This is a genomic window from Acinetobacter sp. A1-4-2, from assembly GCF_040233925.1.
Classification (GTDB): Bacteria; Pseudomonadota; Gammaproteobacteria; order Pseudomonadales; family Moraxellaceae; genus Acinetobacter.
In genome coordinates, this window is sequence record NZ_CP157981.1 from 275,126 (window position 1) to 293,834 (window position 18,709).

Consider the following 18,709-nt stretch of genomic DNA (forward strand, 5'->3'; position numbering starts at 1 on the left):
TTCATGTGAATGATATCAAGAAGTGATTGAATCAAGTAAGGAGGTGAGAGCGAAAAAAGATGAACGGTGAGTTTAAAATATTATATAAATCATATATTTAGAGTTTTTGCTCTAAGACAGACTGTCTATTAACAATCTGTCTTAACTGCTTTGAAAATATAAAAAAATTATTTTGCATGGCATTTATTTTGGTATTTTTTTTCGTAAACTTTTCCTGCCACACCTCCAATAATGGCACCACTAAACGTACCGAAAACGGGTAATACACTACCAGCCACTGCACCAATCAGTACACCTTTGAGCGTGGGTGAAAAAGGAGATTTTGCAGATGTGCTTTGTTCAGGACTGGTATCAATCATCGGATCTTGTATTTCAGTGTTCATATTTACCTCTATAAATTTCATGATTAGGAACTCAGATATTCCGCATATTAGCCTAGCGAATTGCGCTTTTAATTGTGTCCAAACCTTGTATAGATAAGTTGTCTTTTGTAAGAGGTTCAAAGCAAATAAGGGTATTGTGACCCGGCTGTAAGTTTTTGCGCTGTAATGTTAAAACTCACTTTTTTATTTAGAAAATGTCCTATGATCTGGACTCAAAATAATAAAACCTGAGGTAAAAACAATGGCTATCGCAAAAGTGGTTGAAGTGAATTCAAGCAGTAATAAAAGTTTTGAAGATGCTATTCAAAGTGGCATAGATAAAGTGACCGAAACAGTGAAAAATGTGCAGGGTGCATGGATAAATGAACAAAAAGTGGTGATTAAGGATAATAAAATTACAGAATATCGGGTGAATTTAAAAATTAGCTTCTTGGTTGACTGAATTGAATAGATCAATGAATCTTAAAATAAAAAATCCCCAAGGACTGGGGATTTTTTATTGACTTGCTGTAGTTAAGACTTCAGCTTATTTTTCCGGAACATCACACTGATCTTCTTTACAGATTGCGCTATCTTCAGCAACTATGTTGTCTTGTTGAGGTGCTTCAAGGGCTTTTTTCATCACCTGTAAAAATACTTCACGTGGCTGTGCACCCGCGAGTGCGATCCGTTGATCAAAGACAAAGAAGGGTACCCCGGTCACTTTGAGCTGATCACGTGCTACTTCTTCATCAAATTTGACAAAATCTGCAAATTCGTCTGAATTGAGCACATCATCTACTTCAACCGGATTTAAGCCAATACGGGCTGCAACATCTTCCAGGGTTTCACGTTCACCAATGGCTAAACCTTGGGTCATATAACTATAGAAAAAGGCTTCTTTAGCTTCGGAACCCAAGCCTTTGCTTTGTGCCAAATGAATAATACGGTGAGCATTGAAGGTGTTGCCTGAATTGGCATTTTCCCAATTGAACTGAATGCCTTCTTCTGCAGCCATTGCGGCAATATTGCGCTGCATTTCTTCAACTTCAGTCAGAGTACGGCCGTATTTTTGCGCCAGACGTTCAGAGTTGGATACTTCCTGGCGAACAGGTGCTTCCGGGTCAAGTTCATAACTATGCCAATGAACTTCAAGTTCTAAACCTGCCTGTTCAGCAGCAGCTTCCAGACGTTTTTTACCAATATAACAAAATGGGCAAACTACATCTGACCAGATATCTACGCGCATGAGAGTTCTCTTATCTTTTCTTGCTTCTATTGATGGGGATAGAGATTAAAATTTAAAGCATCTAAAAATGAAAAATCATGAATTTATCAAATAGTATAAAAAATATAGGTTTAAGGACAGATTGAAACTTAAAGAAGCGGGGTTCTTATGAAAAAATCGAATAAGCAATTCCATTTTAATTAGATTACAAGCATTACTATAAACAATATTATTAAAAAATATATTATTATTTAATCAATTGTTAGTATGAATATTCACACTTCTCCCCGTTTTTTAGCTGCTTTATTACCACTGATCAGTACTCCTGTATTTGCAACAACTGGATATTTTATGCATGGTTATGGCATTAAGGCTCAAGGGAATGCTGGAGCCTCGATTGCACATTTTCAAGATGCACTGACCATTGCAAATAACCCGGCAGGGTTGAGTTGGGTGGGCTCAAGAATCGATATTGGCGCTACACTTTTTGCTCCTGATCGCTCAGCAGAAATAGTGGGGAATGCTGTACCTGGTGCCAATGGTCATTATGATGGCAATGGTCGAAAGTATTTTGTGCTTCCTGAATTTGCCTATAACCATCAAGTGAATAATCAAGTTAATTTGGGGATCGCTATTTATGGCAATGGCGGTATGAATACCGGCTATAAGCAAAATCCATTTGCTGCCTTTGGAAATCAAGGCAGTGCGGGTGTGGATTTGTCACAGGTGTTTATTTCTCCTGCTGTCTCTTGGCAATATGCGAAAAATCAATCGATTGGGGTTGCGACCAATATCTTGTATCAACGTTTTGAAGCCAAAGGTATTAGCGGTTTTGCGGGTCTTTCTGTCGATGGCGATAAGCTCAGTAATAAGGGTAAAGACTCCGCTACTGGCGTTGGCGTACGTGTCGGTTGGGCTGGGAAGTTCTTTGATGAGCGTTTAACTCTAGGTGCAAATTATAGTTCTAAAATTGATGCAGACTGTTTTGATCAATACAGTGGCTTATTTGCACAACAAGGTGATTTTGATGTACCTGAAAGTTACGGTATTGGTGCAGCCTATCAGCTAACAGCAAAGTTGAACGTGGCTGCAGATGTGGAACGTATTAACTATTCAGATGTCGGTTCGGTTGGACATGCGATTAATCCGCTATTCCAGGGGCATGCCTTTGGGTCGGATCAAGGTCCGGGCTTTGGCTGGAATGACATTAATGTGTATAAAGTTGCAGCAAGCTATCAGGCTCATCCAAAATTAACTTTACGTGCCGGGTATAGTCATAACGACCAGCCCATTTCGGCGGATCAAACCTTCTTGAATATCTTGGCACCCGGGGTCGTGCAAGATCATTTGAGCGTAGGTGCAACTTGGAATGTAGATGCTCATCAAGAGCTCAGCATTGCATATACCCATGCTTTAGAAAAAGAAGTAAAGGGCAGTGAGTCCATTCCTGCAAACTTTGGTGGTGGTGAAGCGAATTTGACAATGAGTCAGAACATTTTAGGCTTGGCTTATGGTTATAAGTTCTAACCTGAGGCTTTCAAAAGTTGCGATAAAAGCCCTTTTTATCGGGCTTTTTTAGCTATGCGGTTTAATCTTCAATGAGCCATTTTCTTAAACAAGACATATGGACTTGATTTTAACTCATTTGCTGTCCTGCATACTTTGTGTACTTGTTGTTTGATAAATGAATGATTTAAGGCTGAATCAAGTTATGATGTGAAAAAGGCGGTATAGAGGAGTCTGGTATGCCCAGAATTTTTCTCATCTTGGCATTGGCAACATGCAGCGTATTTGGCTGGATGTTGTATCAATATTCGGTTCAGCAAAAGGAACTCAGCCAACTGCACAGCTACCAAACGGTATTGTATGAAAAAGCTGAACTCATTTATCAGCAGGCCCAAGACTGGTCTAAGCCGATCCAGATCAATGTTTCAGATAATCGTCTGCAGGGCGATTATAAAGTGATGGCGGATTTTGTGTTGAGTGAAATGATTCAAAATGCCGAAGCAAGAAATCAGTATTTGCGCGAGCTGAAAGCGATTCACTGGGATCAGTTTTTAAATATCGACCGTTTAGACCAAGACCGCGAGCAGAAATATGCAGAAACCGAGCAGATGTTGCAGCAAGCACATCTGCTCGCGAAGCGCTATCAGCAACAAACCCTACAGCGTGAACAAAATACCTTAGCCCGGGCTAAACAATTATCGATTAAATCACATCTCAGGCATCAGCTCACCGATAGCTTGCGTGAAAGCCTGGATAGCGATCAGACCCATGCGCTATTTGCTCTGGAGCTACAGGTTCTAGATAAGGCGGATGCCTTATTCCAGATTCTTAAAAATAATCAATGGGAGAAAAAGAACAAGACCTTTATGTTTTATCAGGATCAGCCCCTCAAGCAGTTTAATGATCTGTATAAGCAGATTCTGCAGTTAAATGCAGAAATAGAAAAAATTAAAAAGCAAAACCGTCAGGCGGTTGAGCAGCGTTTATAGATTTTGAGTTTCGATTGGGGGATGTCAGCTAAAGCAGCAGTTTAAAATAAAAAAGCGTACCGAAGTACGCTTTTTTATACTATTGAGTGAGGCGATTAAGCACTTTTCTCTTCAGCCTGAGCAGCAAGCATATGGCCGGTTTCTTCGAAGTTTGAATGCCAAGACAGCGCTTCACGAAGAATGTGTGGAGTTTGACCACCTTTAGCACATGCACGATCAAAGTAATCGTTTAGAGCATCACGGTACATCGGGTGAGCACAGTTGTCGATAATCACACGCGCACGTTCACGAGGTGCTAAACCACGTAAGTCAGCAAGACCCTGTTCAGTTACCAGAATGTCTACGTCGTGTTCAGCATGGTCAACGTGAGAAGCAAATGGCACCACAGAAGAAATGTCACCGCCTTTAGCGATAGACTTAGTCACGAAAATTGCCAAGTGGGCATTACGTGCGAAGTCACCAGAACCACCGATACCGTTCATCATTTTGGTCCCGCATACGTGAGTTGAGTTTACGTTACCGTAAATGTCGAACTCTAATGCAGTGTTGATACCGATAATACCGAGACGACGAACCAGTTCAGGGTGGTTCGAAATTTCTTGTGGACGAAGCACAAGTTTGTCTTTGTATTGTTCAAGGTTATTAAATACTTTTTCGCCATATTTAGCAGAAAGCGTAATTGAAGAACCTGAAGCAAATTTCATTTTGCCAGCATCAATCAATTCGAAGGTACAGTCTTGAAGTACTTCTGAGTACATGATCAAGTCTTCGAAGTTCGAATCTTTCAAACCGGTCAATACTGCGTTGGCAATCGAACCGATACCTGCCTGTAATGGACCAAGATTAGAAGGAAGACGGCCTTCAGCCACTTCTTTTTCAAAGAATGCGATCAAGTGGTTCGCAATGCCTTGAGTTTCATCATCCGGTGCAGTCACGGTAGATGGAGAATCGTGGTATTCGCTGTTGAATACGATACCGACAATTTTTGCAGGATCGATATTGATGGCTGTTGTACCAATACGCTCATCCACTTTAGTCAACGGAATAGGTTGACGTGTTGGACGGTAAGTAGGGATGTAGATGTCGTGTAAACCTTCAAAAGCAGGGCTTAAGTTGGTGTTGATTTCTACAATCACTTTTTCAGCGAAAATAGCAAAGCTAGCAGAGTTACCCACAGATGTGGTTGGAATGATGCCGCCATCTTCAGTAATGGCAACAGCTTCAATCACTGCCACATCTGGCTTTTTAAGTTGCTGGTTACGCATTTGTTCAACAGTTTCAGACAAATGCTGATCGATGAACATCACTTCGCCTTTGTTAATGGCTTTACGTAACGTATTATCCACCTGGAACGGTAAACGGCGAGCAAGTACACCAGCTTCAGTTAACTGTTTATCTAAATCGTTACCAAGACTTGCGCCTGTAATTAAAGTAATTTTCAAAGGATTTGTTTGAGCCTGTTTTACCAGTGCCAGGGGAACAGCTTTTGCTTCACCTGCACGAGTAAATCCACTCATACCTACAGTCATACCATCTTGGATAAAAGTAGCAGCTTGTTCTGCGCTCATGACTTTGTCATGAAGTGACGCTAAACGAATACGATCTAAAGACATGGTCTACGCTCAATTCTTGTTCAAAACTAGACGGATTGTACCGTCCAAAAAACAAATTGTGCATGCCTGTTAGGCTAAGGTCTAATTTTTTGAAAAAATGTGGGTATAACGAATTTTTATGGTTTTTAATGCCTTGATTTTAATAGTGTAAAAACCAGGGGGTTAATCATTAAACAAAACTGTTTGTTGATTAATTGATCAAAGCTTAAAAGTGTCCCGTAATCGTTTGTTTAATTTTTTCTAAAGTGCCTTGCGGGATATTTTCCTCAACTTCATCATGCAGTAGAGGTAAAGAAATCAGTGCTTCCAAACCGCCTTGCGCGCGATTTTGAATGGTAAGCTGCCCTTGATGAAGATCAACAATACGTTTTACGATGGCCAAACCTAAACCACTGCCCTGAATGGTCCGGGCTTCATTGCCGCGCACGAAAGGTTGCATCAAATCTTCAATTTGGTCTTCAGGAATACCTTCGCCATGGTCGGCGACACGAATCAGCAGGTGATTGTTTTCCACTTTTGCAGATAACTCGATCGGTTCGGCGCCATAGCGTTTGGAGTTGTTAATCAGATTACCAATCAGGCGCTTTAAAGACTGGCTACGTGCTTGAATAATTGGAACTTCCTCAGCTTCAAAACGCACGTCCAGCGGCTTGAACTGAATGACCAGTTCCTGTAACAGCATATTAATATCGGTGTCCTGAAGTTCTTCATCAGAGCCATCACGCATGTAGGAGATGAACTGGTTCAGGATGGCATCCATATCTTCGACATCATAAATGAAGCCTTCTTTCAAAAAGTCATCATCGGGCATCATTTCTGCACTTAAGCGGATACGGGTTAGCGGAGTACGCAAGTCGTGCGAAATCCCCGCCAGCATAATACGGCGGTCACGTTCAGTCTGCTCCAGCGTATAAATCATATGATTGAAGGCCTGATTGACTTCACGAATCTCTTGTGGCCCATGATTGGTTTCCAGATAGGGTGCTGAGCCGGTTTTGCTATAGTTGTTCGCTGCATCCTGCAAACGGCGAAGCGGGCGGTTCAACTGGCGAACTAGAGTCAAAATGATGGCAGCAGCAATCAGTGGAATACCAACTAACCAGCCATAGATCAGTTCGGGACTATAGTTGGCATAGGTTTTTAAAGGTTCACGGACCCAATTTCCGTTCATTTCTGGAGTCTGAATCCAGATACTGGGACTGGGTTTAAACTGGAAATAAACCGTTACATTTTCAACTTTCAGTTCTTTTGCCAGCTTTTTTTCTATTTGATTGGTAAAAAACTCGGCAATCACCTTGTCTCTTACACGGGGATATTCTGCAGGATTGGTAATATATTCAATACCGACCCGATTTTTGAGCCATAAATCGGCATCCACTTCGGCATTATTATGAAAAATACGTAAGTCAGGATTGTTTAGAATTTCCAGCTCGACCCCTAAATAGCGGGCATGCTGCTGAATTTCAGGAAGGTAAAGCGTACGCCAAAAGAACCACAACGACATAAATAAACTGAAAAACACAACGAATAACACCAGCACTGTGGTACGCATTGCAGCAGAACGCGGCTTAATCTTATCCAGAAAGCGTTCCCAGCGGGTTCGCTTCTTTTCTGAATAAGCTTCGTAATCCGTAAATTTTTGCGGGTCGATGGGTTCGAGTTTCACGCCAGCTTCCTGTGGGCATTTTTATTTTTGAAAATCGGCAGTGATGTTCTTGGCTGAGTCTTACTGCTTTGACATTCAATTGAAGGATTTGCTTAAGTTACTTTTTTAAAAATGAGTAACACTGTTACGCAAGAAAACTTTTGCCATTCGCTGAACTCTCCATCATTCATCTATAAATTCTGTTGAAGTATGGCTCAAACAGCAGCGAATGGCTTTTCCGGACAAGTATTTGAGTTTGTCTTATCCGATAAAAATTGGCTTATTCAGCACCATCTGGAACAAACACATAGCCTACGCCCCAAACCGTTTGAATATAACGCGCACGGGCAGGGTTTTCTTCCACCAGACGACGTAAACGTGATACCTGAACATCAATCGAACGTTCCATCGCACCCCATTCACGGCCACGTGCCAAATTCATCAACTTGTCACGGGTTAAGGGTTCACGTGGATGTTGTACCAGTGCTTTCAGTACTGCAAATTCGCCCGTGGTCAGCGTTACCACCTGGCCTTCACGGGTCAGGGTGCGGGTGGACAAATCCAGTGACCAAGGGCCGAAGCTCACGACTTCCATTTGCTGGCTTGGTGCACCCGGGACTTCACGAACCTGGCGGCGCAATACAGCACGGATACGTGCGAGCAGCTCATTCGGGTTAAACGGTTTAGGCAGGTAATCATCAGCACCTGCTTCCAGGCCGGCAATACGGTCAGAATCACTGCCACGGGCAGTCAGCATGATAATAGGCGTATCGATATTGGATTGGCGTAAACGGCGACAAATACTTAAACCATCTTCAACAGGAAGCATAAAATCGAGCACGATCAGGGAGAAAAGTTCGCGCTGCAATAAACGATCCATTTGCGTTGCATCGTGAGCAGTTTTGACCACGAAGCCTTTATCTTCTAGAAAACGTTGTAACAACGTACGTAAACGCACATCATCATCCACAACGAGAATGCGCTCGACGCGATCAGGGTCATTTTGTACTGGATCTGTTTTTTCAGCAGGTACCACTAAACTCATGATGTGCTCCTTTATCTTTATTGTCATCGTAAACAAAAGTTCGGATGATCTTGAGTATACGATTCATTTGTATCTGTTTACTATGCTCTAAAGCAACAAATATTGCAGATAAAATCAAGACATAGATACCAAATATATACATCTAAATTATCGCTTATCCTGCTGAATATGTAGAGTTAAAATCTACTTATCACCTAATTTTGTCGCAAATTCTAAAAAAACTGTGAATTGGCAATACTGACCACTGATAAATTTAATCAAAACAGTTGTGGATTTTATGGTCTTGGTCTTTATAATCATGCCATTTAGTACTTATCCTTGTGGGATCAAACACGATGACTGACTTAGTTCAGCAGTTGGCAAAAGAAATTGCCGTACGTCCAAATCAAGTAGAAGCTGCCATCAAGCTGATTGATGAAGGTGCAAGCGTTCCATTTATCGCACGTTACCGTAAAGAAGTAACCCAAGGCTTGGACGATATCCAGTTACGCCAACTCGACACCCGTTTATCGTATTTACGTGATTTATTTGAACGCCGTGAAAAAGTAATTGAATCTCTGAAAGAACAAAATAAATTGTCAGACGATTTGTTGGCACGTGTAAATGCTGCTGAAACCAAGAATGCTTTAGAAGAACTTTATGCACCGTACCGTCCAAAACGTACCAGCAAATCATTTAAAGCCAAAGAAGCGGGCCTCGGGCCAATTGCTGAAAAAATCTTTAGCGAGCAAGTTGATCCTGCAGAAGCACTCGCTGGCTTTAGCCATGAAGATTATCCGGATGTGGAAACCCAGCTTGATGCGATCCAGCACATTCTGATTGATGACTGGGCGCAAAATATTGCCTTAACCACTGAATTAAAAGCCAGCTTTGCCAAAACTGCTGTATTAAAAAGTCTAGTTGCAAGTGAAGAGAAAAAAGAAGTCGGTAAAAAATTCCGAGATTACTTCGATTTTTCTGAAAACTTAAACAAAGTACCTTCACATCGTTTATTGGCAATGCTGCGTGGCCGTCAAGAAAATGTCCTGGGCTTAAAAGTGGATGGTGAAGATGATGCCCCACTTGCTCGTATTGAAACTGAATATAACCTGGACACCGTGCAACCGCAAACACGTCAAGATTACTTGAAGCAAACTGCAAAACTGTTCTGGTTAGGCAAAGTCCGTCCACAAATCGAACATTCATTATTGACTGAAAAACGCTTGGCTGCTGAAGCAGAGGCGATGGAAGTCTTTGCTGAAAACCTGCGTCATTTATTACTTTCTGCGCCTGCGGGTGCACGTTGCACCTTAGGTGTAGACCCTGGTATCCGTACTGGCGTGAAACTGGCTGTAGTGAACCAGTCAGGCGATGTGGTTGCGCATAGCACCATTTATCCGTTTGCGCCTAAAGAAGATAAAGCAGGTTCAATTGCAGAGCTTGCCCGTCTATGCCGTGAATTCAATGTTGACCTGATTGCCATTGGTAACGGTACTGCCAGCCGTGAAACTGAAGCTGTTGTGGCTGAAATGATGGCTCAAAATGCTGATTTGAAATTGACGCGCGTTTCCGTCAGTGAAGCAGGGGCATCGGTTTATTCGGCATCGGAACTGGCTTCACAAGAACTTCCTGAATTAGACGTTTCGATTCGTGGCGCTGTATCGATTGCACGCCGTTTACAAGATCCATTGGCTGAACTGGTGAAGATTGATCCGAAATCGATTGGTGTGGGCCAGTACCAGCACGACGTGAATCAGGCCGGTTTGGCAAAAACGCTGGAAGCTGTGGTTGAAGACTGTGTGAACTCGGTCGGTGTAGATGTGAATACAGCATCTTCAGCAATCTTGGGTTATATCGCAGGTTTAAACAAATCGATTGCCCAACAAATTGTTGACTTCCGTAAGGAAAATGGCCGTTTTGATAACCGTCAGGCACTCAAAAATGTACCACGTTTAGGCGAGCGTACCTTTGAACAGGCGGCAGGTTTCTTGCGTATTCAAGATGGCTCTGAACCACTGGATGCATCTGCCGTTCACCCTGAGTCTTATGGCTTGGTAGAAAAAATTGTTGCAGCAAAAGCCACTACGGTAAAAGACATTATTGGTAATTCTGAAATCATTCGCCAGGTGAATGCCGAAGAATTTGCTGATGAGCAGTTTGGTTTGCCAACCATTCAGGATGTATTGGCTGAACTGGAAAAGCCGGGCCGTGACCCACGTCCGGAATTCCGTACAGCCAAGTTCCGTGATGACATTACTGAAGTGTCACAATTGACTGAAGGCATGCAGCTGGAAGGTGTGATCACCAATGTTACCAACTTCGGTGCCTTTGTAGATGTAGGTGTACATCAAGACGGTTTAGTGCATATTTCTGAACTGGCGAATGAGTTTGTATCCGATCCGCACAAAGTGGTGAAACCGGGTCAGATCGTGCAAGTACGTGTGCTCACTGTCGATGCTGAACGTAACCGTGTGAACTTGTCTATGCGTCCTGAAGGTTCTGAGGCTCCGGCTAAAGCACCACGTCAGCCACGCCGTGACAATGCTCAGAATGAACAACGTGCTGAGCGTAAGCCTCAAGGCAAACGTCCACAGCATGCACGTCCGCAAGGTGACCGCCCACAAGGTCATAAAAAGCCTCAAGCGGCTAAACCACAAGAAAATAAAATTGGCGGTTTAGGTGCGTTGTTATTGCAAGCAGGGATTAAAGGTTCGAAGTAATCTTTGATTTTCTAAGCTATATTAAAGCCTCCTGATTGGAGGCTTTATTTTTTGGATTTATATATGAATAGATGGCTTTTTCCTGTTAATGCTAAGGATACTTATGATATTCATGGAGCATATAAGAATTTAGATGTTATTTATTGGGGAAAGAAGGATTCAAAAGTCAAAATAGGAGATATTGTTTATTTATATATTTCAGCTCCTGAGAAACAAATTCAATATAAATATCAATTATTGAATATCGTATTAAATAGGGAATTAACACAGGAACAAAAAAAATATTGGAAAAACTTAGCTGAGTTAGAAAGGTACAGTGGAGATTATCTAATTTTAAAACCAATAAGTTTTATTAAAAATGAAAGTTTATTTCTTGATGCAATCAGAAGGAATCGTCTGATTAATGATGATGAGATTTTCCAAGGTCGTAGAAATGATAAAATAGAAGGGAAAACACAAGAACAAATACAAAAAGCTAACCAGCTGTTTGATTATATTGATCGTTTTTTTTTAGATGATGCAGAGTTAAAAGATAATATCTTTCCTGAAGAAGCAAATGTCGAGAAAGAAACTTTTCCTGAAGGTGGAAAAAAGCAAATTACAGTAAATGTATACGAAAGAGATTCGATTGCTCGTAAGAAGTGTATTGAGATACATGGCGAAAACTGTTTTGTATGTAATATGAACTTTGGACAAACTTATGGTGCTTTTGCTGAAGGTTTTATTCATGTGCATCATTTGAAGCCACTACATCAGATTCAACAAAATTATAAAGTTGATCCCCAAAATGACCTTATACCAGTTTGCCCTAACTGTCATGCTATGTTACACAGAAAAATAGATGGGGTTGAAATGACAGTTAATAGACTAAAATTATTTTATGAATATCGTAATAAATAAAAAAACCTCCCAATTGAGAGGTTTTTTATTTAATCTTTATGAATTAATGATTGGCACAATCCAGCTACAGATAATCAGAATAATACCCAAATGACCGAACTTACGCGTGATTTTTTCTATCGTTGAAACCCGAACAGCAGGCTGCTGAGAAGCGTTTTTCATTTTTAATGATGCCAGAGACTTATTGAAATGTAGGAATACGCCTAAATCGATACAAATTAAAATAGTACCGATATCGCTGACGATATCCATCAATTGATAATCTTGTAGGTATATAGAAGTACCGACTTGATAGCAAAGAAAAAGAGCAAAGGCAAAACAGCCATATTGGAAAATAAGAGCAGCAGTCCGCATAAAAATCTAAAAGCAAAAATGATGGGTGTTTATAACATAAAAAAGCCAGTCTATTGACTGGCTTTCGTATTGCACAATTTTACCAATGTTCACCCGGGAACAAACGTGCATACGCTTTTTGAACCCAATTCAGCTTCTGTGGTTGACCTACCGAAGCAGAAGAGCTTGGGAACAGGTTATAGCCAATTGACATCAATTTGTTATTGATATCTGGTGCAATAGAGTAGGTGATTGAAGCCAAACGGCCTAAGTGAGTTGCTACTTTTTTCGGACGTTTCACGATCGCATAGGCAATTAAATCGGCTGCCTGTTCAGGAGACAGGGTGGGTACGTATTTATAGATTTTGGTTGGTGCAATCATCGGGGTACGAACCAAGGGCATATAAACTGAAGTAATGGCAATTTTATGCGAATGGACTTCGGCAGACAGACAGCGGCTAAATGCATCCAGTGCAGCTTTAGAAGCCACATAAGCGGAAAAACGTGTCGCATTGGCCAAGACACCTATCGAGCTGATATTGATGATATGGCCATCCCGGCGAATCATCATTTGTGGCAGAATATTCATTACTAAACGTACTGCACCAAAGTAATTCAGCTGCATGGTGCGTTCAAAATCATGGAATCGGTCGGTCGATTCATGAACTGCACGACGAATTGAGCGTCCTGCATTGTTGATCAGGATATCAATATGGTCTACAGAGGCTAAAATCTCTTTTGATACCTCATCAATAGATTCCATGTTATTTAAATCACATGGGAAAACAGAGGCTTTGCCACCCTTGGCTTCTATTTCTTGTTTGACTTGATCTAATGTTTCTTTGGTACGAGCCACCAACAGAACATGTGCACCGGCATCGGCGAGTTTATGTGCAGCGGTTAAACCAATACCACTAGATGCACCAGTAATTAAAACAACTTTGCCGTTGACTCGATTCTGAAAAATTTTCTCTAGTTTAGAATTCACAATATTTTCCTGGTTTCAATAGAATAAAAATTTAGATTATTTTTTTAGTTGATTCTAGCGCTCAAAATTTGGGGAATTTAAGCTATTCTCGAGCCGTTTATAATAGCGAATGTTGGGAAAAAATCTACAAATAAGTAATTGAATTTACAAATATAATTAGAGTAATTGCTCTATTATTGTTTTAACTGTTATTTAATTTTTACCATGAATTAAAACCAAAGCAAAGAGAAATAATCAAAAAATTATACTCAAATAAAAGTAGCCTTCTTTCGTTTAGAAAGAAGGCTAAATTGCATTCTAATCAAAAGCTTTAAACTTGCGCCAATGCCTGTTCCAAATCTGTAATTAAATCATCAATATGTTCAATACCGACAGATAAACGGACCATATCAATACTCACCCCTGCAGACTTCAGTTCTTCTTCATTGAGCTGACGATGGGTGGTAGTGGCAGGATGGCAGGCCAGGCTTTTCGCATCGCCAATATTGACCAGACGGGTAAAGAGTTGTAGGGCATCAATAAAGCGTGTTCCGCCTTCACGACCATCTTGCACACCAAAAGACAGAATTGCTGAAGGTTTACCTTTCACGTATTTTTGTGCCAGCGCATGCTGAGGATGATCTTTTAAACCAGCATAATTGACCCATTTGACTTTCGGATGCTGTTTTAAATATTCAGCCACTTTCTGCGCATTTTCAGTATGACGTTCCATACGAAGGTTCAGTGTTTCCAAACCTTGCAAGATCAGGAATACACTGAGGGGGCTAATTGCAGCCCCTGTATTGCGTAGAGGGACCACACGCGCACGGGCAATATAGGCAGCCGCACCTAAGGCTTCGACATAATTAACCCCGTGATAACTTGGGTCAGGTGTATTTAATACTTTGAAACGTTCAGGATATTTGCCCCAAGGGAATTTACCGCTATCAACAATGGCACCACCGATTGAATTGCCGTGACCACCAATATATTTGGTCAGTGAATGCACGACAATGTCGGCACCATATTCAAAAGGTTTAAGCAGGGCAGGCGTGGCAACGGTATTATCCACAATCACCGGTACACCATATTCATGGGCAATTTTAGAGATGGCTTCCAGATCGATGATATTGCCGAGTGGGTTGCCGATCGATTCTACAAACACCAGTTTGGTTTTCTCGTCAATTAAACCACGCAAGGCTTCAGGGTTTTGGTAATCAAAGAATCGAACTTCAATACCCTGTTTAGGCAAAGTATGGGCAAATAGGTTGTATGTACCGCCATATAGCGTTGAAACCGACGCAATATTGTCACCGGCTTCCGCAATGGTCTGAATGGCATAGGTAATCGCTGACATCCCTGAGGCCAGAGCCAAAGCGCCAATCCCGCCTTCCAGTGCAGCCAGACGTTGCTCTAAGACAGCGGTCGTCGGGTTCATAATCCGGGTATAGATATTACCCTGAACCTTTAAATCGAACAGATCAGCCCCATGTTGAGTATTGTCAAAGGCATAAGAAGTGGTTTGATAAATGGGTACGGCGACCGCTTTTGTGGTTGGTTCTGGGCTGTACCCTGCGTGAATCGCTAAAGTTTCATCTTTATAAGTCATGTTTACATCATCTAAGTGAGTTAATTGTTTCGGTGGGTTATGCCATCAGTCTATCACCTGTGGATATGAATAAAAGTGCGTATTCTAGAAAAGAATATCTAATTTTCTTATATCTATGGGTTTTATTCAGTCACAATTCAATAAAACTGAGTATCTGCGATTGTGTTTAAAAAACCAACACGCCATTAGTTGTAACATTCTATTGAAGATGAAGGCTATGCCTTATTTTTTTTGTACTTTCATCGTATAATGCCCGCCAAATATTTGTTCGCATACTGCTGTGGGTAGAGTGCGAATGTTGCTTTTTCTATAGAGGAGTCCTACGTGGCCCAATATATTTACACGATGAACCGTGTGTCGAAGATGGTTCCGCCTAAGCGCGAAATCTTAAAAGACATCTCTTTATCATTCTTTCCAGGCGCAAAAATTGGTGTGCTTGGTTTAAACGGTGCAGGTAAATCGACCTTGCTCCGTATTATGGCTGGCGTAGATAAAGATTTCTCAGGTGAAGCCCGTGCTCAACCGGGTATTAAAATCGGCTACCTTGAGCAAGAACCACCACTTGATCCTAACAAAGACGTTCGTGGTAACGTTGAAGATGGTTTACGTGAACCATTGGATGCTTTGGCTCGTCTGGATGAAGTATTTGCTGAATATGCAGCGGAAGATGCTGACTTCGACAAACTTGCAAAAGAGCAAGAAAAGTTAGAAGCCATCATTCACGCTTGGGATGCGCATAACCTGACCAACCAAATGGATCAAGCAGCTGCTGCATTAAACCTTCCAGCTTGGGATGCAGATGTCACCTTGCTTTCAGGTGGTGAACGTCGTCGTGTTGCACTGTGCCGTTTATTGCTTTCTAAGCCGGACATGTTACTTCTTGATGAACCGACCAACCATTTGGATGCAGAATCTGTATCTTGGTTAGAGCGTTTCTTGAAAGATTTCCCTGGCACAATTGTTGCGATTACGCATGACCGTTATTTCTTGGATAACGTTGCAGAGTGGATTCTGGAGCTTGACCGTGGACATGGTATTCCTTACCAAGGTAACTATTCTTCTTGGCTTGAGCAGAAAAATGCCCGTTTAGAGCAAGAGAACAAGCAGGAAGAATCTTTTGCCAAAGCATTGAAAAAAGAACTTGAATGGGTTCGTTCAAATGCTAAAGGTCAGCAAAAGAAAAACAAAGCGCGTATGGAGCGTTTTGAAGAACTTAACTCACGCGAATTCCAACAGCGTAATGAAACCTCTGAAATCTACATTCCACCTGGTCCACGTCTAGGTAACAAGGTGGTAGAAGTTGAAGGGATCAGCAAGTCATTCGGTGACAAGCTGTTGTATAAAGACTTGTCTTTCACAGTTCCACCAGCTGCGATTGTCGGTATTGTTGGCCCTAACGGTGCGGGTAAAACGACTCTATTCCGTATGATGACTGGTGAACAGCAACCCGATACCGGTACGGTAACCCTGGGCGAGTCAGTTAAAGTCGCTTACGTGGGTCAGATCCGTGATACTTTGGACGATAACAAAACCGTTTGGGAAGAAGTATCGGGTGGTCTGGATATCTTGAAGATTGGTGATTACGAAATCGCATCACGTGCGTATATCGGTCGCTTCAACTTCAAAGGTCAAGATCAGCAAAAACGTGTAGGCAGTTTATCAGGTGGTGAGCGTAACCGTTTACAACTGGCAAAAATCCTGCAAATGGGCGCAAACGTGATCCTGCTGGATGAGCCATCGAACGACTTGGATATCGAAACCTTACGTGCACTGGAAGATGCAATTCTGGTATTCCCGGGTACTGTGATGGTGGTATCGCATGACCGTTGGTTCCTCGACCGTATTGCAACGCACATCTTGTCATTTGAAAATGAAACACCAGAATTCTTCACCGGTAACTATACCGAGTTTGAAGAATATCGCCGTAAGCGCGATGGTGATGACCTGGCAACGCGTCGTCAAAAATATCGTAAAATCGGTGCTTAATTCGCGATTTTGATGTGAAAAAACCAGCCTTCGGGCTGGTTTTTTGATTAAAATGCAATTTGCGAATAACTATACATTAAAGTCTTTATTGCTTCCGGGTGACCTTGTTTGGCGGCTTTTTCGAGCCATTCCTGAGCATGGGTATAATTTTTATCTAGACCCAATTCACCATTCAAATAACACAGGCCCAGTTTATACTGAGAATCACGATGACCTTTTAATGCCGCACTTAAAAAGTTCCAGACAGCATTGCGTTTATCCTGAATGGCAGGATTGTTTTCTGATGTGGGTTGATAGGCATGCAGGCGTTCAAAGGTCTGATGATGTTCAAGCGCTAATTTTTCGTAATATTGCCCTTGTGCATATTCTACCTGCACTTCGGAAAGGGTGTTTTGTCTTCCTTGTCTTGTTGAGTCGAATAAAGGTAACCAAGCGTAAACGATCTGTTCTATTTTATGCAGGATCATATTTAGCTCCTTATCATCTGGATTAAATGATTTTTATCCAATATTCTTAATATATATAGGTTTTTAAGAAATTAAATCTCTTTTATTTGTAAGTTAATTTTTATTTGAAAACAATGATGTACTTTTTATTTTAATTTTTTGTTTTTAAAGGATTTTTTTATTAAATCTGGATTATAGAAAAGCCATTATTGAACTTCTTTTATCAGTGCCTTTGTTCTGCCGATGAGGGTAAAACCAAGAGAGACAGGACTTATGAAAGAAATCTCTTGTGTTGAGGTTTAATTTTATTGCTCATTGTATTAGGGTAAGAATGCCATACTATTACCTCATGGTCGTATGATTATTAAATTGAATCGCTATCACAAAAACCAGAAAAAATAGAGTAATAGAGGAGTAGGTATGGCTGAACAGCATAGGCATGATCATAGTCATGCAGTGGTGACGGAAGCGAATGCCAAAAAGCTGACCTTTGCCCTGGCGCTCACCAGCATTTTTCTTATTATTGAAGTCATTGCAGGTTTTATCACTCAAAGTCTGGCGCTGCTTTCTGATGCAGCACACATGTTTACCGATGCGGCCGCCCTGGCGATTGCCTTGGTGGCGATCAAAATTGGCAAAATGCCGGCAGATGATAAAAGAACTTTTGGCTATCAGCGTTTTGAAATCCTGGCAGCCCTGTTTAATGCCTCGATGCTGTTTGTTGTAGCGATGTACATTCTGTTTGAAGCTTATCAGCGTTTTAGCCATCCACCTGAAATTCAAAGTCTGGGCATGCTGGTGGTTGCGGTGATTGGCTTAATGATCAACCTGATTTCTATGCGGATTTTATTTTCCAGCGCCACAGAAAGCTTGAATGTTAAAGGGGCTTATCTGGAAGTTTTAAGTGATGCTGTGGGTTCGATCGGTGTGATTATGGGCGCAGCAATCATTTATTTCACTGGCTGGATGTGGGTAGATACCTTAATTGCGGTGTTGATTGGTCTCTGGGTATTGCCAAGAACCTGGATTTTACTCAAACAAAGTATCAACATTCTGCTGGAGGGAGTTCCGGAAGAAATTGATATTGAGCAGTTACGTAATGACCTTTTGGCGTTAAAGGATGTGGAAAATATCCATCAATTGAAGGTATGGGCCATTAGTTCCAGAAATGTCCATCTGACCGTACATCTTTATGCGCCTCAGGCAGATCGCACGCTGTTATATCAGCAAGCTTTGGAGATGTTGCAGCATCAGCATGGTATTCGGGAAATCACGCTACAGATTGAGGATTATGAATGCGGGCTGCATTCATCCTGTCATCGCCAGGATGATCACGAAGAACATTCACCTCATCAGGAAGATTCACACCAGCACTGAAACT

Annotated in this window: 16 protein-coding genes; 7 read left to right on the top strand and 9 right to left on the bottom strand. The window is 41.6% G+C overall.

Annotation, left to right across the window (positions count from 1 at the left end; all coding sequences use genetic code 11):
• Positions 1-167 precede the first annotated feature (167 nt).
• Entirely contained in the window at positions 168-383 is a 216-nt protein-coding gene (locus ABJ384_RS01305; RefSeq protein WP_180043476.1) for a hypothetical protein, read from the bottom strand.
• 241 nt (positions 384-624) lie between these two features.
• Between ABJ384_RS01305 and ABJ384_RS01310 the strand changes: the two genes are divergently transcribed.
• Positions 625-825: a dodecin family protein gene (locus ABJ384_RS01310; RefSeq protein ID WP_086197235.1), complete on the top strand. Its 201-nt coding sequence runs from the start codon at positions 625-627 to the stop codon at positions 823-825.
• An 84-nt stretch (positions 826-909) separates the two neighbouring features.
• On the opposite strand, the gene ABJ384_RS01315 is transcribed toward ABJ384_RS01310, so the two are convergent.
• Entirely contained in the window at positions 910-1,611 is a 702-nt protein-coding gene (locus tag ABJ384_RS01315; protein WP_180043474.1) for a DsbA family oxidoreductase, read from the bottom strand.
• A gap of 246 nt (positions 1,612-1,857) precedes the next feature.
• Between ABJ384_RS01315 and ABJ384_RS01320 the strand changes: the two genes are divergently transcribed.
• The gene (locus ABJ384_RS01320; protein WP_349928435.1) at positions 1,858-3,117 is read left to right on the top strand and encodes an outer membrane protein transport protein; all 1,260 of its coding nucleotides are present in this window, start codon (positions 1,858-1,860) and stop codon (positions 3,115-3,117) included.
• A 218-nt stretch (positions 3,118-3,335) separates the two neighbouring features.
• Positions 3,336-4,085 carry a hypothetical protein gene (locus ABJ384_RS01325; protein ID WP_349928437.1) on the top strand — a complete coding sequence of 250 codons (750 nt, stop codon included), beginning with the start codon at positions 3,336-3,338 and terminating at the stop codon, positions 4,083-4,085.
• 95 nt (positions 4,086-4,180) lie between these two features.
• Here ABJ384_RS01325 and ABJ384_RS01330 read toward each other — a convergent pair whose 3' ends face one another.
• The 3 genes from ABJ384_RS01330 to ompR form a co-directional block, all read right to left on the bottom strand.
• A complete protein-coding gene (locus ABJ384_RS01330) occupies positions 4,181-5,698 on the bottom strand; it encodes an acetyl-CoA hydrolase/transferase family protein (protein ID WP_349928438.1) in 1,518 nt (505 codons plus the stop codon).
• A gap of 205 nt (positions 5,699-5,903) precedes the next feature.
• Positions 5,904-7,364: an ATP-binding protein gene (locus tag ABJ384_RS01335; protein ID WP_349928440.1), complete on the bottom strand. Its 1,461-nt coding sequence runs from the start codon at positions 7,362-7,364 to the stop codon at positions 5,904-5,906.
• A 259-nt stretch (positions 7,365-7,623) separates the two neighbouring features.
• On the bottom strand, positions 7,624-8,388 hold the full coding sequence (gene ompR / locus ABJ384_RS01340; RefSeq protein ID WP_180082271.1) for a two-component system response regulator OmpR: 765 nt from the start codon (positions 8,386-8,388) through the stop codon (positions 7,624-7,626).
• 335 nt (positions 8,389-8,723) lie between these two features.
• Here ompR and ABJ384_RS01345 point away from each other — a divergent pair, with 335 nt between their 5' ends.
• Both ABJ384_RS01345 and ABJ384_RS01350 read left to right on the top strand, forming a co-directional pair.
• A complete protein-coding gene (locus ABJ384_RS01345; RefSeq protein WP_349928442.1) occupies positions 8,724-11,087 on the top strand; it encodes a Tex family protein in 2,364 nt (787 codons plus the stop codon).
• Positions 11,088-11,150: 63 nt separating this feature from the next.
• Positions 11,151-11,987: an HNH endonuclease gene (locus ABJ384_RS01350; RefSeq protein ID WP_349928444.1), complete on the top strand. Its 837-nt coding sequence runs from the start codon at positions 11,151-11,153 to the stop codon at positions 11,985-11,987.
• Between the two features lie 36 nt (positions 11,988-12,023).
• Here the strand turns inward: ABJ384_RS01350 and ABJ384_RS01355 are convergent, their stop codons facing one another.
• The 3 genes from ABJ384_RS01355 to ABJ384_RS01365 all read right to left on the bottom strand — a co-directional run bounded on the left by ABJ384_RS01355 (position 12,024) and on the right by ABJ384_RS01365 (position 14,896).
• Positions 12,024-12,341, bottom strand: a complete 318-nt coding sequence (locus tag ABJ384_RS01355; protein ID WP_349928446.1) for a hypothetical protein — start codon at positions 12,339-12,341, stop codon at positions 12,024-12,026.
• A 79-nt stretch (positions 12,342-12,420) separates the two neighbouring features.
• Positions 12,421-13,308: an SDR family NAD(P)-dependent oxidoreductase gene (locus tag ABJ384_RS01360; protein ID WP_349928448.1), complete on the bottom strand. Its 888-nt coding sequence runs from the start codon at positions 13,306-13,308 to the stop codon at positions 12,421-12,423.
• Between the two features lie 310 nt (positions 13,309-13,618).
• Positions 13,619-14,896 carry an aminotransferase class I/II-fold pyridoxal phosphate-dependent enzyme gene (locus tag ABJ384_RS01365; protein WP_349928450.1) on the bottom strand — a complete coding sequence of 426 codons (1,278 nt, stop codon included), beginning with the start codon at positions 14,894-14,896 and terminating at the stop codon, positions 13,619-13,621.
• Between the two features lie 324 nt (positions 14,897-15,220).
• On the opposite strand from ABJ384_RS01365, the gene ettA reads away from it, so the two are divergent.
• On the top strand, positions 15,221-16,882 hold the full coding sequence (gene ettA / locus ABJ384_RS01370) for an energy-dependent translational throttle protein EttA (protein WP_086197224.1): 1,662 nt from the start codon (positions 15,221-15,223) through the stop codon (positions 16,880-16,882).
• Positions 16,883-16,929: 47 nt separating this feature from the next.
• On the opposite strand, the gene ABJ384_RS01375 is transcribed toward ettA, so the two are convergent.
• Positions 16,930-17,349, bottom strand: coding sequence for a sel1 repeat family protein (locus tag ABJ384_RS01375; RefSeq protein WP_349928452.1), 420 nt, complete (start codon positions 17,347-17,349; stop codon positions 16,930-16,932).
• A 399-nt stretch (positions 17,350-17,748) separates the two neighbouring features.
• Here ABJ384_RS01375 and ABJ384_RS01380 point away from each other — a divergent pair, with 399 nt between their 5' ends.
• Entirely contained in the window at positions 17,749-18,705 is a 957-nt protein-coding gene (locus ABJ384_RS01380) for a cation diffusion facilitator family transporter (RefSeq protein WP_349928454.1), read from the top strand.
• Positions 18,706-18,709 lie beyond the last annotated feature (4 nt).

Coding starts and splice junctions, on each gene's coding strand:
- ABJ384_RS01305 (WP_180043476.1), bottom strand. CDS start 383: ATGAACACTGAAATACAAGATCCGATGATTGATACCAGTCCTGAACAA.
- ABJ384_RS01310 (WP_086197235.1), top strand. CDS start 625: ATGGCTATCGCAAAAGTGGTTGAAGTGAATTCAAGCAGTAATAAAAGT.
- ABJ384_RS01315 (WP_180043474.1), bottom strand. CDS start 1,611: ATGCGCGTAGATATCTGGTCAGATGTAGTTTGCCCATTTTGTTATATT.
- ABJ384_RS01320 (WP_349928435.1), top strand. CDS start 1,858: ATGAATATTCACACTTCTCCCCGTTTTTTAGCTGCTTTATTACCACTG.
- ABJ384_RS01325 (WP_349928437.1), top strand. CDS start 3,336: ATGCCCAGAATTTTTCTCATCTTGGCATTGGCAACATGCAGCGTATTT.
- ABJ384_RS01330 (WP_349928438.1), bottom strand. CDS start 5,698: ATGTCTTTAGATCGTATTCGTTTAGCGTCACTTCATGACAAAGTCATG.
- ompR (WP_180082271.1), bottom strand. CDS start 8,388: ATGAGTTTAGTGGTACCTGCTGAAAAAACAGATCCAGTACAAAATGAC.
- ABJ384_RS01345 (WP_349928442.1), top strand. CDS start 8,724: ATGACTGACTTAGTTCAGCAGTTGGCAAAAGAAATTGCCGTACGTCCA.
- ABJ384_RS01350 (WP_349928444.1), top strand. CDS start 11,151: ATGAATAGATGGCTTTTTCCTGTTAATGCTAAGGATACTTATGATATT.
- ABJ384_RS01355 (WP_349928446.1), bottom strand. CDS start 12,341: ATGCGGACTGCTGCTCTTATTTTCCAATATGGCTGTTTTGCCTTTGCT.
- ABJ384_RS01365 (WP_349928450.1), bottom strand. CDS start 14,896: ATGACTTATAAAGATGAAACTTTAGCGATTCACGCAGGGTACAGCCCA.
- ABJ384_RS01375 (WP_349928452.1), bottom strand. CDS start 17,349: ATGATCCTGCATAAAATAGAACAGATCGTTTACGCTTGGTTACCTTTA.
- ABJ384_RS01380 (WP_349928454.1), top strand. CDS start 17,749: ATGGCTGAACAGCATAGGCATGATCATAGTCATGCAGTGGTGACGGAA.